Genomic DNA, 13,780 nt, shown 5'->3' on the forward strand with positions numbered 1-13,780 from the left:
AACCTTTTAAAATTATGAGCAAGAAAGTCTTATTAATGATATTAGATGGTTGGGGCCTGGGTACAAACCCTGAGGTTTCAGCTATCGAGGCAGCCAACACTCCCTTTGTTGATAGCTGCTTTGAAAAATTCTCCCACAGTAAATTAGAAGCTTCAGGTCTGGCTGTAGGCCTGCCTGAGGGGCAAATGGGTAACTCCGAAGTGGGACACATGAATATAGGTGCTGGTAGAGTAGTTTATCAGGATCTGGTTAAAATCAATAAGGCATTCGAAGAGCACACCATTGATGACAATCCTGTACTTAACGAAGCCTTTGAATATGCAAAAAGCAATGGAAAAAATGTCCATTTCATGGGGCTGCTTTCTGATGGTGGCGTGCACTCTCATATTAAGCACCTGAAAGGACTTTGCTCTTTAGCTAAAGATAAAAGTCTTGATAACGTATACATCCACGCCTTTACTGACGGCCGTGATACTGACCCTAAAGGTGGAGAAGGTTATTTAAAAGACCTTATAGATCATACTGAAAAAACCACTGGTACAATTGCTTCTATAGTAGGTAGATACTACGCTATGGACAGAGATAACAGATGGGAAAGAGTGAAGTTAGCTTATGATGCCATGGTAAAAGGGGTGGGCAAAGAGGCTACTGATCTTATTGCTGCAGTAAAAGAATCATATGCTGATGATGTTACTGATGAGTTTATCAAACCAATTGTACACGTAGGTGAAGATGGTAAGCCAGTGGCTACTATTCAGGAAGATGATGTAGTAATATGCTTCAACTTCAGAACTGACCGTGGTAGACAAATCAGCCAGGCACTTACTCAGAAAGATTTCCCTGAGCAAGACATGAAAAAGCTGAAGCTGAACTACCTTACTATGACCACCTATGATGAATCTTTCAAAGGTGTAAAAGTGTTATTTGAAAAAGATAACCTTAAAAACACATTAGGTGAGGTACTTGAAAAAGCAGGCAAGAAACAAATAAGAATAGCTGAAACAGAGAAATACCCACACGTAACTTTCTTCTTCTCAGGAGGTCGTGAAAGTGAGTTCGATGGAGAAAAAAGGTTATTATGCCCATCTCCAAAAGTAGCTACTTATGATTTACAGCCCGAAATGAGTGCTAATGACATCAAGGGTAAAATTATCCCTGAGTTACAATCTAAGGAGCCTGACTTTATTTGTCTTAACTTTGCTAACCCTGATATGGTGGGGCATACCGGCGTATTTGAAGCAGCAGTTAAAGCATGTGAAACCGTAGACGGATGTGCTAAAGCGGTAACTGAAACAGCCCTGGAAAACGGATATGACATCATTATCATAGCTGACCACGGTAACTCAGATATTATGATTAACCCTGATGGTACGCCTAACACAGCTCACACTACTAACCTGGTACCTTGTATACTGGCTAGTAATGACTATAAAGGGGAATTAAAAAATGGTAAATTAGGTGATTTAGCACCTACTATCCTTACCCTTATGGGTGTAGATATACCTGAAGAAATGACTGGAGACGTATTAGTTTAGATGAGATATATCACATTATTAATAATCCTTTTCCTGGCTTCATGCAACATGAAGCCAGAAAAGGAAATTTCTTATTATTATAACATTGATAGCCTGATGACTGCGCAGAAAAACCTGCTCATAGCCAGAGGCGCTGTCATTCATAAATCTGCTATAGTGGCTGGTGATACAGCTACCTCCACCATAGAGCCAGATAGCGCTGTATGGGATAAGGAATTTAAGATTTTTGAAAACATAAATATTAATAAGCCCACGCTAAGAGGGGTATATACTCAAAAAGATTATCAGGATAGCAAAAGCAATTTAAAAATCCGTTCTTACTCTACTAATAATGAAGATGTGGAGATTAAATACTTGAAGATTTACTACTTAGATGATATCAGCAATATCAAAAAAGTAGAAGCGAAGTATGAGGAAGATAATCCTGTCTATCATTCAGCCAGATTGCTAAGGTTTACTTTTGATGACATTAAAAAAGAGCCCGTTCTTACGCACTATCAAATAATAGGTGATCAAAAAACCATCTTAAGAGATCCTGTAAAAATAAAAATCAACTCAAAAGTAGCTATCAGATAGGAAATCCTTGAAAAGCAAAAGGCCTTCCTTTGTATAAAAAAGAAGGCCCTAATTTTTTTGATTTAGAGATTAAGCAGTGCTTGCAAAAAGTTAAGATTCTCATTTTTATCTTTAACTATTAACAGTGGGATAGCCCTGTTATAAGAAACCATTTTGTCGGCTACGCTACCTAAAAGAATAGAGGCTAATCCAGTTCTTCCTTTAGAACCTATTGTTACCATATCCACTTTCTTTTCTTCAGCCACCTTCCAGGCCATATCAGCAGGATCATCCTCCTCATCATGAGACAGGATTATTTCCACGTCGCTCTCTTTTACCTTGTTATCATAGAGAAACTCTACCACATCCTCATAGGCATTACTTCTCATTATCTCAGTAAACTCTTCATATGATTTACCACTAGTATGATAACCTGATGGCACCTCAAATGAATTTTGCACTATAACCTGAGCTCCTGTTTTTTCTTTAAAAAACATAGCCTGATCTAGTGCCAGAGCTGATGTTTCAGAACAATCAGTAGCTATCAATACAGAAGAAACCGAATTATTGGCCATTTCAGGCACAAAAAGTACGGAACAGTGTATAGTTTTTGCCAGCTTACCTGTTAAAGTACCTCTACCTTTAAGGTTCACTTTTTTACCTACTACCAGCAGGTCTATCTCTTTGATATCAGCCCAGCGTAAAATTTTATCTTCAGCATTACCTTCCTTTATTTCTACACTAAATTCGCACTTAGCGGTAAAGTTGTTTTCTACTTTTTTTTGTATTTGCTCCTGAAGCGCTTCGTCAGTGGGAGCCATCAGGTCAGGATATGCCTCTTTCACTTTTTGTGGAAGCTCTAAAGACTTAGCCACATGAAAGAAATATACCTTCTCAGTACCAAGAATTTCTACTAATTTAGAAGTATATGAAAATAATGTCTCGTCCATTTCTGTAAGGTCGAGCGCTACTAATAATCGTTTATAGGAATACATAACTCTACTTATTAATCTACTTAAAGATATGGTAAAAATCCGAATTACTCCGGCCAATTACATATTTTGAACGCTTGATTAGTCTATAAAGTTATTAGTCGATAAATTTGTGGCTGCACAATTGGCAAATCTTATATAAAGATATATTGAATGGCTAAAAGAAGAGGAAGAGAGCCCTTAGAAGAAGGTGAAAAAAGGAAACTTGATAAAAAGAATTTTGCGAAGCTGATAAGGGTATTTCGATACATCCTTCCCTACAAATCAACATTTATTTTCGGCATGGTGTGCCTGTTTTTCAGCAGCACTACCTTGTTGGGTTTCCCCTACTTTGCGGGTAAACTCATAGACATTGCCGACGGCAAACCCTGGGTAATAGTGCCTGGAAAAGACTGGGTTATCACCTCAATTGGTGAAGTTACTCTTATTCTGATCGGTATTTTGTTTGTTCAAAGTATATTCTCCTTTTTTAGAGTATACCTATTTGCCCTAGTAAACGAAAGGTCTATGGCCGACTTAAGGCAAGATCTGTTCAGTAAAATACTAATGCTCCCTATCAAATTTTTTGATAACCGAAGAGTAGGAGAGTTAATCAGCCGCATCACCTCTGATGTCTCTCTATTGCAAGATACCTTTTCAATTACCTTAGCGGAGCTCTTCCGCCAAATGGCCAGCCTGATAATAGGTACAGTAATTATAGCGGTAATAGCTCCTAAGCTTACCCTTTTTATGATATGCACTTTTCCAATCGTGGTTATTGCAGCTCTTGTTTTTGGAAAATTCATCAGAAATTTATCAAAATCTACCCAAGATAAACTGGCTGAAACCAACGTAATAGTAGAAGAGACTATTCATGCCGTAAATACTGTAAAAGCCTTTAATAATGAGATATTTGAAATTAATCGCTACACTAAAAAAGTAAATGAAACAGTAAACATAGCTTTAAAAACTGCCAAGTATAGAGGTATGCTTATTTCATTTATCATTTTTGCTCTTCTAGGTGCTTTAGTGGCAATTATGTGGTATGGTGCCACCTTGGTGCAAAATGGCCATATGAGTGTAGGAGATCTGATGACATTCGTGCTTTACACCGCTTTCATAGGAGGTTCATTAGCTGGATTAGGAGAAGTTTTCAGCCAAATTCAAAGAGCCATTGGTGCTTCTGAAAGAGTAATTGAAATCATCAATGAAACGCCAGAAAACAGAAATGGAATAGCCAATGAGCAAAAGCTAAAAGGAAACATCATTTATGACAATGTTACTTTCGCCTATCCTGGCAGAAAAGAAATAGACATTTTAAAAGGCATGAGCCTTACCATAAAAGAAGGTCAAAAAATAGCATTAGTAGGACCTAGTGGTGCGGGTAAGTCTACTATCATTCAGCTATTAATGAGGTTTTACAACATTAATTCTGGCAATATATTAATAGACAATAAACCTTATACGGAATATGACCTGGCTTACTACCGTAGCAACCTGGGCATAGTACCACAAGAGGTAATGCTCTTTGGCGGAAGCATAAAAGAAAACATAGCTTATGCCAAACCTGGAGCTACTGATGAAGAAATTAAAAATGCTGCAGAAAAAGCTAACGCTCTGGAATTTATAGAGAATTTTCCGGAGAAATTTGATACATTAGTAGGGGACAGAGGGATTAAGCTTAGTGGGGGCCAAAGGCAAAGAATAGCTATTGCCAGAGCCATTTTGAAAGATCCGTCTATACTTATTTTAGATGAAGCTACCAGCGCGCTGGATGCCGAGTCTGAAGTGCTGGTACAAGAAGCACTAGACAAACTAATGGAAGGAAGAACAACTATTATGATAGCTCATAGACTTTCTACCATTAGAAAAGCTGATAATATATTCGTGATTAAAAATGGCAATATAGTAGAATCAGGCACCCATGAGGAACTTTCTACTTATGAAAAAGGTATATATAGTCACTTGCTTAGCCTTCAGTTTCAGGCAAATTAAACTGGCAAATCATGGATACAAAAAAAATTCTGAATGACTATAAATTAAAATCTACACCATGTAGATCAGAGGTACTTCAGTTATTAATTAACAATGAACACGCCCTTTCTAATTCGGACATAGAAAACCAAATAGATGTAAGTCATGATCGCGTTACAGTATACCGAACTCTTAAATCATTTTTAGATAAAGGTATTATTCACAAAGTGCTTGATGACGAAGGCATCACTAAATATGCTGTATGCCACGAATGTAGTAAAGAGGAGCATCATCATGAACATGTGCACTTTAAGTGTGAACTCTGTGGCCTCACTCAGTGCCTGGACAATATTCAAATACCACAAATAAAACTGCCTTTGGGCTTTATAGCCAAGGAAAAAAATCTATTAATTCAAGGGATATGCGCTCAATGCAATAATTAATGAAAATGTTTTAATTTTGAATTAAAATTTTTATTATAATCCATTGAATCAAACTTTGAGGTTAAAATTTATTTTGTACTTTTGGAAGTATTGTTCTATAGTTAAATGGCCTAAAATATTGGATAATTATCCTTCCCTCTTGAGTCGCGGTTGAATGTCAGCATTTTCACTTTTTGATAACGCCAATGAGCCTATTCTTTTTGGGATATTCGGAGCAATTATCATCTCCTTTTTAATAATTGATCTGGGTGTTTTCAATAGAAAAGCACATAAAATATCTACCCGATCAGCTTTGTTTCAATCCATTTTCTGGGTTGTAGTTTCCGTCATTTTCGGATATTTAATCTACCTGAACGATGGAGGAGCAGAAACTTCATTAGCCTATTTTTCGGCCTACCTTACGGAATACGCCCTCTCAGTAGATAATATTTTTGTTATACTACTCATACTCAGATACTTTAAGGTTAAAGAAGATTACTACCATAATATATTGTTTTGGGGAATAATAGGAGCTATTCTTTTCAGGGCGATATTCATTTTTGTGGGTGCTTATCTCATCAGCCAATTTCACTGGATACTCTACATTTTCGGTGTTTTTCTGGTTTACTCTGGCATTAAAATATATTTTGAAGGAGATGATGAGGAAATTGACCCTGGGAAAAACCCCATATTAAAGTTTACCAGAAAGCATCTAAAAATAACTAAAGGAGATTTTGGAGGGAAGTTCATAGTAAAGAATAAGGGTCGCATTTTATTTACTCCACTCTTTTTGGTGATTGTACTAATAGAAACCACGGATCTTATTTTCGCCGTAGACTCTATACCAGCGGCCTTTGCAATTACTCAAAGTGAGTTTATAATCTACACATCTAATATTTTTGCTGTATTAGGCCTAAGAGCCAAGTTTTTCCTTTTGGCTAATATTATAGACCGATTCTACCTCCTGCAAAAGGGTCTCGCGTTTATTCTTATATTTATCGGAGTAAAAATGTTACTGGAAATATTCAGCATTGATATACCCATCTATATCTCTTTTGCTGTAATATTATTAACATTAATTGCCTCTATTGTGCTTTCAGTAATAGTGCCTGAAGGGAAAGAAGAAAAGACTAGCTAGCCAGAAGTAAGACGCCCTTTATTACTTCTCTGGGAATAATTCTTAGTAGTATTTTAAAAGAAAGAAACTCTTTAGGAAGAGCGATTACCCTAAAGCTGGGTATTTGTTTCAGTAGCAGCACCAACCTGTCTTTCAATATATCCTTTTCCTTATCACTCAGCTCTACCTGTACCCCTTTTTTTATCAACTGCACAAGTATTTCATCTCCAGATATAGCACTGCTAATCCTGTTTTTATATTTCTCTACTACTCGTGATATACGGTCAATATACTCATCACTTACTTCTCCAAATTCCTTCTTATCCTGCAAAGAATCGAGCTGATGCCAGTTTTCCAATACAAAGCCCTCCACAGCTATCATGCTATGGTCAAAGTCATCATCCTGAAAACCCAAGGACTGATTGAATTTGTTTAGGAAATCAATTTCTACCTGCTCCACCTTTTTATCAGACCAAATAGTGAGCACCGCCAGTTCCAGAAAAAACTTACGAATTATCCAAGGATCAGATTTCTCAATGGGTATATCCTGAATACCCAGGCCATGGTCAAAATACTCTTGAGCCACCCTTCTCTTTTCTAGAGGAATAGCCGTATTTTCTATAAAATGCTGGAATAGCTTTCGTTCTTCTTCCTCCACTTTATAATTAGCATGAGCTGCAGCGGCCATTACTTTTACAGAAGTGTAACTCAAATCTGCCTTTTCTTCCTTAAAAAACTCAGCTAATACCCTATCAGGTCTGGTATGGCTCCACTGGCTAAAAATATATACATCATGAAAAAGCTGAGTATTATAAAAAAACTCAGCCCAAAAGTTACCCATGCTCTTTTTGAAAGCCATATCTATTCGCTTTTCAAGCACCTTTTCGGTAACTATAAATGTATCTCTTGCTCTACCTAACCAGCTTTTACTGGAAGTAGCTATTTCAGGGTAAACACTGTTATAAAAGCTGTTCACCTTTTGCATAGTGGCCTCCATAAATTTCCAGTAATCTATCCGCTCGGTAGAATAATTATAAAGCTCAGCGATATTAATAAAGGTATCCAGCAATATAATCTTCACCTTATCTTCATGATCCCAGCTATTTTGATGTTCGTCATCAATGGTATTAACAGGATAGCCGTACATAATACCAGTAGGCTGTATAAGTCCATAAAATGATTGGTCAGGATTCTGCCCTTTTACCTTATGGTTAATATTATATAAAAAAGATTCCTTTCTTTCTTCCAGAAACTCACGTACCCACCCTTTTTTTGATGGATTCATATTTTAGTTGATTAGTTGAATCTTCAATAATAATACAATTAAATAACTATTTCATTCTTTTTTAAATATATAACCAGGATTCAGCCGTATTTACAATCAAATGATAATCAAAGTGTTCACACATAATTTCAACCACAGTACCCAGATAATAATTGGATAGAATAGACAATATCAATATCTTCAAACACTGATATGAATAGTAACTTGTCTAGGAGCATAACCAAGCTGATCTACGCTACCATTTTATTCCTGATTAGCCTAGTAGTAGGTACAGGAGGATACATAGTGCTGGAAAATTATTCCTTTATAGATGCACTATATATGGCCGTGATCACTTTTGCCACAGTAGGTTATACAGAAGTAAATGCATTATCGGCCAGTGGAAAAATCTTCACGCTGGTATACATTATTTTTAATCTTGGCATTTTTGCGTATACTGTTTCTGTGCTATCCACCTTCTTGTTTGAAGGAGAACTAAGCCGTGTTTTTAAAAATTATATTTCTAACAGAGAAGTGAATAAGTTAAAAGACCATGTTATTGTATGTGGCTTTGGCAGAAATGGAGCCATGGCTTGCGAAGAGCTGCATAAAGCACAAAAAGAATTTGTAATTATAGAAAGGGATAATTCACTGATAGAAGCCTTTCCTTTAGATAGAAAATATTCATTCATCAACGGTAATGCTACGCTAGATGAAATACTTTTAGAAGCCGGCCTGGAGAGAGCCTCTACAGTGATCACCGCACTGCCTAGCGATGCTGACAACGTATTTATTACCCTTACAGCCAAGGAGATCAACCCTAGAATAAATGTTATAGCCAAGGCCTCTGAAACCAATTCTGAAAAAAAAATTATACCGCGCTGGGGCCTCTCACGTGGTTATGCCTGATAGGCTTGGAGGTATACATATGGCTAACCTAATAACCAAGCCATATGTAATTGAGTTTTTGGAGCTTCTTAATGGCGTAGGAGATGCTAAGCTAGAGTTAGAAGAGGTAAGCTATGCTAAACTGAAAAATGAATTCCACAATAAAACTATTAAAGAGCTAGACATCAGAAATAAAAGTGGTGTTACTATTCTGGCTTTTAAAGATGATTTAGAAGGATTTATATTCAACCCTCAGTCTGATAAGAAAATAGAAAAAGGTGATGTGCTGATTATATTAGGAACAAAGAGGAACTTAAATAATTTTAAAATCAATTATATTAAAAATTAATACCGTTATGGAACTCAGGAATGATGCTTTTGCATCTATAGTCTTCGAAAAAGACATGAATGCTATAGTAGTAGTCTGGAAAAAAATTCCCTCAGAAGAAATTTATAAAGGCGTATTCTCACAAGCCGTAATAGAACTAAACAGCAAAGGAGCTGATAAGTGGCTAAGTGATATTAGAAAACAAGGCGTAGTGGGCCCTTCTAACACCAAATGGCTTCAGGAAGAAATACTGCCAAGAGCGGTTAAAGCCGGATTGCGCAAAATTGCCATTGTAGTAGAAAAAGACATTTTCAAAAAGTTTTATATTGATAATGTAAAAACTACCATGAGTGAAACTGCCGAAATGCACTATTTTGACAATGATGAAGAAGCCAGAAAATGGTTAAATAGCTAATAGCTACCCAAATACCTACTGTGGAATACCGATTTTAATTCTGTTAAAATCGGTATGAGACTCTATAGCTTCTAATAAGGTGCCAAAACCTATAGAGTGCATATGCACTTTTATCTTATTGTTATTGCTAATGATTTTCAATTCTAGCGATACTTTACCAAAAGAAACATCCTGAATATCAGACCACTCTATAGCCTTGGTTTTACCCAGCATGGTGCGCTGCTCTACGCCTGCATCTTTTATTATTAAGCGGAAATTCAAGCCCATTAACAATAACGGCACCGCTAAACCCAATATCAACACTACTGTAAACAGCAAAGCAAACGGACTCTCTGGTTCATGGTTGATTAAGCCATATACCAACACGGCCACAGCTCCAAATACTGCTAACAGCCCAACTATTAAATAGAAAATAGGCAATTTCAATATGACATTACCCTTGTCATCCACCTTAGGCTGCTTCTTAGATGCTGACATTAAAAACATCATGATTATTAAGACAACTACAGGGATGGCATAGGTAGAGATATCCATAATGGTTTGATAGTAAGAGAGATAAAGATTTAAGTGTTTAGATACAGTAAATATATAACTTTTTTTACATAATATATCATATCGCTGATTACTAAAATGTTAAGCTTATCCTAATTCTCAATATACAGGCCTTCAACCCCACTTTAATCGAAAAGTGAATTCATCAAGTAATAAAAAGCTAAATAATTGATTTTAATTACTACAAGATTCGCAGTATTGATCTTTCAATTTTGCATTTGATAGAAGCTGAAAAGTAATGCCCCCTTCCAGAGAACTATTGAACAGCTGGCAAAACCTCTCAGGGTTCTTATTTGAAGCATTAATAAGCAGGGATCTATAACTAGGAGAATTGATTAATTTAGGATCAACAATGGTAAGGTTGATGTAGAAAAAGAGAAGGTCTTCTGAAGTATCAATCTGATTAATGTAAGGCTTCATTATAGAAACTGCCAAGGGATATTGCTGAAAACTCACAAAATACTTGGCCATACTTAAGGCATCAGCTTCAGACAGATCATGAGATGAATAAATGTCATAAATAGTTCTGAGCATATCGTTTTTCTCCTTATATCTACGCTCATAATTCAACTTATCACTTTTTATGATTCCATAGTTAATTTGCAGCCTATCTACCAAAGATTTCTCAAGTGAAGATTTACTTAATTTCTTTATTCTGCCTAGGATTTGATTTTCATCTAAAGTAGGATCACTATAAGCAAAAATCTCCAGCTGCAATGCCACCAGGTTATATAAAACACGCGGATTTTCTGGTATTAATTGATATAGCTTTTCAAATTCATCTAAAGCATAATAAATATTTTGAGGAGCAAAAGTGCGCTTAAATACCAACTTATTATTGATCACAGGGCCAAAGAAACTGGTTTGAGGTACTTCGAGCTTATCAATAAGGCTTTCAGGCATACTTTGGCTTTGAATGTAGTAAAATGCAGCCTTCTGTATGGCCAGCGCTGCTTCCAAATTTTCCTGCTTCACGGCTTCATTAAACAATGATATAGCCTGCTCTTCGCTTTCAAATTGATAGGTCGCTTTCTTTTCTAAGGTCATATATAAAATGGCCTTTCTATGTTTACTTAATATGGGCTCTAAGCGCTCAAGCACCTTTTCATTTTTGAGTTGCTCTTTGATGTTGCCCTTATTCATATTCTCCCATGACCGGAATGGAGTATCTTGAATATCAGTAAAAAAATCTACCCAGTTTTCTGCTGTCTTTATTTCGATATTAAGATCGTGCTCTTGTAGCTCTGCGAGTGCACTGGCTATAGAGTTAGCCCTTTTCTGCTGTAACTCCTCATTCACCTCCCGAGAGCCCTCTATGGAGGTATAAGCCTCTATGGTAAGCTGTTTTATGTCATAGTCATATAATTGCAGAGAATCATAAATGGGTTTGATATCTGCCGGATCATATACTGACTTGCTCTTCTCAAAAGGAATCTCAAACTTAAACTGCTTATTTAAGCTAATAGCCTTATCTATAACATTGGTGTTCTGCAAGGTATCTACAAACAGGCCCATGTCTAGCAGTTCCCATTTAGCTCCTTCAATATTAAAAAACCATTGATAATAGCATAAATAATGATCTTGCAGAAATAGAATATTAAACTCAAGCTCCTGATTTCGGTAGGTGGTGGGAATGGTGCCGACCTTAATTTTTAAAAAGCTATCTTCAGAATAAAGGGCGCTGGCCAGAAGTTCCTTTTTATATAATGGAGGCAAGAGATAGCCTCTGTACATTGATGATTTATCAAAATGATTTTTAGAATCGCATCTAAATTGCTTCTTGGATATAATATCAATGGCTATACCATCACCATTGCTACCCATTAAATTAACAAACCATTCGGCATCAGTACATAGAAAGTAAATATCATTACCTTCCGCCATCACACCAAATTCTACCTCCACAGCCTTAGAGGTAATCATGTTATTACACTCAGCACATTTTTTTTCATAATTATCTCCTGCCGATTTTATATCATAGGGAGCATCTCGCTGAGCATAAAGAGGGCTGATTATCAAACCTAAAAAAGAAATAATGGCAAGCGTTCTTGTTTTCATTATCAAATCAGCCCTTAATATTTTATTGGAATCCTATTTTTCCTCCTCTCCACCCTTTGGTTTCAAGGCTCTTAGCAGACTCCAGTACTTTATCTTTCAATTGCTTTTTATATTTAGCAAGATTATCGGCCACCTTATCATCAAAGGCACCAATCATCTCTGCAGCTAAGATACCGGCATTTTTTGCTCCATCTAACGCCACAGTAGCCACAGGTATGCCACCTGGCATCTGTAAAATAGATAATACAGAATCCCAGCCATCAATAGAGTTACTGGACTTAACAGGCACACCTATTACCGGTAGGGTAGTCATAGAAGACACCATCCCAGGTAAGTGAGCGGCTCCGCCTGCACCAGCAATAATTACTTTAAGACCTTTGTCTCTGGCTCCTTCAGCATAACTCACCATTCGCTCTGGCGTACGGTGGGCAGAAACAATGGTAAGTTCATATTCCACCTCCAGTTCTTCTAATATTTCAGCAGCCTCCTTCATCACTTTTAGGTCTGACTGGCTACCCATAATAATTCCTACTTGCGCCTTACTCATTGTTATCTATGCTTTTACTTTTAATGTATTTTTAACGAAATCAACTTTTTCTTTAAGCAGTTCTACATCTGCTTCCACTATGGTTACATGCCCCATTTTGCGAAATGGCTTAGTGATCTTTTTTCCATATAAATGTACATGAACACCTTTTGTAGCTATAGTTTCATCTAACCCTTCGTACTTGGCTATACCGGTAAATCCTTCCTCGCCCAATAAATTTACCATAGCTGAAGGTAAAACCAAATCAGTATTACCTAAAGGTAGATTAAAAATGGCCCTCAGGTGCTGCTCATATTGTGAGGTGAAATTAGCTTCTATAGTTTGATGACCGCTATTATGGGGCCTTGGTGCTATCTCATTAACCAATACCTCATCATCTTGAGTAACAAACATTTCTACCGCTAAAAGACCTACCATATCCAACTCTTTGATCACCTCTGTAGCGATAGCTTTTGCCTTTTTATCCACTTCATCAGCAATTTCTGCCGGAGCAAAAAGGTATTCCACCAAATTAGCTTCCGGGTGAAAAACAAGTTCCACCACAGGAAAGGTGTTTATATCTCCCTTTTCATTTCGAGCTACTATTACAGCTATTTCTTTCTTAAAATTGATCAACTTCTCAAGCAAACTAGGTGCTTCAAAGGCCTTTTTTAAATCATCTTCAGTACGTAATATCTGCACCCCACGACCATCATAGCCTTCTTTGCCCAACTTATTAACTGCAGGCAGAAAATCAGCGTTCTGTTGTACGGCCTCTTTCGTATCTGTAAGTATAAAGTCAGCCGTAGGTATTCCTTTATCTTTATAAAACTGCTTTTGTACCCTTTTATCTTGTATAAGCTCTATCACCTCTGGCTGAGGAAATACTTTTTTCCCTTCTGCCTGCAGCTTTTTCAAAGCTTCTACATTTACGCTTTCAATCTCGATACTGATAATATCCAGATCCTTACCGAAATTATAAACCGTATCATATTCTTTCAATGAACCCACGGTGAAAGTGCTTGCCACATTTTTACATGGTGCATTTTCATCAGGATCCAGAATATGAATATCAATATTAAAATCTAAAGCAGATTGTATAAGCATACGACCCAACTGGCCTCCTCCGAGTATGCCTAATTTTTGTGTTTGAACTGATGCGGACATGCCGTTTC

The 13,780-nt window shown here is 36.8% G+C and carries 14 protein-coding genes; 8 read left to right on the forward strand and 6 right to left on the reverse strand.

From position 1 onward, the window contains the following. The first annotated feature begins 14 nt into the window (after positions 1-14). Both gpmI and LVD15_RS06935 read left to right on the forward strand, forming a co-directional pair. Entirely contained in the window at positions 15-1,535 is a 1,521-nt protein-coding gene (gene gpmI / locus LVD15_RS06930) for a 2,3-bisphosphoglycerate-independent phosphoglycerate mutase (RefSeq protein ID WP_233779569.1), read from the forward strand. A 48-nt stretch (positions 1,536-1,583) separates the two neighbouring features. After that, complete coding sequence (locus LVD15_RS06935; RefSeq protein WP_233779570.1) at positions 1,584-2,111, forward strand: hypothetical protein; 528 nt, start codon at positions 1,584-1,586, stop codon at positions 2,109-2,111. Between the two features lie 62 nt (positions 2,112-2,173). Here LVD15_RS06935 and LVD15_RS06940 read toward each other — a convergent pair whose 3' ends face one another. Further along, entirely contained in the window at positions 2,174-3,085 is a 912-nt protein-coding gene (locus tag LVD15_RS06940; RefSeq protein WP_233779571.1) for a universal stress protein, read from the reverse strand. A gap of 150 nt (positions 3,086-3,235) precedes the next feature. Between LVD15_RS06940 and LVD15_RS06945 the strand changes: the two genes are divergently transcribed. The 3 genes from LVD15_RS06945 to LVD15_RS06955 all read left to right on the forward strand — a co-directional run bounded on the left by LVD15_RS06945 (position 3,236) and on the right by LVD15_RS06955 (position 6,595). Next, on the forward strand, positions 3,236-5,056 hold the full coding sequence (locus LVD15_RS06945) for an ABC transporter ATP-binding protein (RefSeq protein ID WP_233779572.1): 1,821 nt from the start codon (positions 3,236-3,238) through the stop codon (positions 5,054-5,056). 11 nt (positions 5,057-5,067) lie between these two features. After that, positions 5,068-5,478 (forward strand): Fur family transcriptional regulator, encoded by a 411-nt coding sequence (locus LVD15_RS06950; RefSeq protein ID WP_233779573.1) that lies wholly within the window; start codon positions 5,068-5,070, stop codon positions 5,476-5,478. A gap of 154 nt (positions 5,479-5,632) precedes the next feature. Continuing rightward, positions 5,633-6,595 (forward strand): TerC family protein, encoded by a 963-nt coding sequence (locus tag LVD15_RS06955; RefSeq protein WP_233779574.1) that lies wholly within the window; start codon positions 5,633-5,635, stop codon positions 6,593-6,595. Here LVD15_RS06955 and LVD15_RS06960 read toward each other — a convergent pair. Continuing rightward, positions 6,588-7,859 carry a TerB family tellurite resistance protein gene (locus LVD15_RS06960; protein ID WP_233779575.1) on the reverse strand — a complete coding sequence of 424 codons (1,272 nt, stop codon included), beginning with the start codon at positions 7,857-7,859 and terminating at the stop codon, positions 6,588-6,590. The two genes, LVD15_RS06955 and LVD15_RS06960, sit on opposite strands and share 8 nt — an antisense overlap. Positions 7,860-8,051: 192 nt before the next feature. Here LVD15_RS06960 and LVD15_RS06965 point away from each other — a divergent pair, with 192 nt between their 5' ends. From LVD15_RS06965 to LVD15_RS06975, 3 genes are read left to right on the forward strand one after another with little or no spacing between them, the layout of a single operon-like run. After that, positions 8,052-8,747, forward strand: coding sequence for a potassium channel family protein (locus LVD15_RS06965; RefSeq protein ID WP_233779576.1), 696 nt, complete (start codon positions 8,052-8,054; stop codon positions 8,745-8,747). 19 nt (positions 8,748-8,766) lie between these two features. Further along, complete coding sequence (locus LVD15_RS06970) at positions 8,767-9,075, forward strand: TrkA C-terminal domain-containing protein (protein ID WP_233779577.1); 309 nt, start codon at positions 8,767-8,769, stop codon at positions 9,073-9,075. Between the two features lie 7 nt (positions 9,076-9,082). Next, positions 9,083-9,469, forward strand: coding sequence for an STAS/SEC14 domain-containing protein (locus LVD15_RS06975; RefSeq protein ID WP_233779578.1), 387 nt, complete (start codon positions 9,083-9,085; stop codon positions 9,467-9,469). 15 nt (positions 9,470-9,484) lie between these two features. On the opposite strand, the gene LVD15_RS06980 is transcribed toward LVD15_RS06975, so the two are convergent. The 4 genes from LVD15_RS06980 to LVD15_RS06995 form a co-directional block, all read right to left on the reverse strand. Beyond that, the gene (locus tag LVD15_RS06980; protein ID WP_233779579.1) at positions 9,485-10,003 is read right to left on the reverse strand and encodes a PH domain-containing protein; all 519 of its coding nucleotides are present in this window, start codon (positions 10,001-10,003) and stop codon (positions 9,485-9,487) included. 192 nt (positions 10,004-10,195) lie between these two features. Beyond that, complete coding sequence (locus LVD15_RS06985; protein ID WP_233779580.1) at positions 10,196-12,079, reverse strand: OmpA family protein; 1,884 nt, start codon at positions 12,077-12,079, stop codon at positions 10,196-10,198. Positions 12,080-12,101: 22 nt separating this feature from the next. Beyond that, positions 12,102-12,626: a 5-(carboxyamino)imidazole ribonucleotide mutase gene (gene purE / locus LVD15_RS06990; protein ID WP_233779581.1), complete on the reverse strand. Its 525-nt coding sequence runs from the start codon at positions 12,624-12,626 to the stop codon at positions 12,102-12,104. Positions 12,627-12,632: 6 nt separating this feature from the next. Continuing rightward, positions 12,633-13,772: a 5-(carboxyamino)imidazole ribonucleotide synthase gene (locus tag LVD15_RS06995; protein ID WP_233779582.1), complete on the reverse strand. Its 1,140-nt coding sequence runs from the start codon at positions 13,770-13,772 to the stop codon at positions 12,633-12,635. Positions 13,773-13,780: the final 8 nt, after the last annotated feature.

This window comes from Fulvivirga maritima (assembly GCF_021389955.1).
GTDB lineage: Bacteria > Bacteroidota > Bacteroidia > Cytophagales > Cyclobacteriaceae > Fulvivirga > Fulvivirga maritima.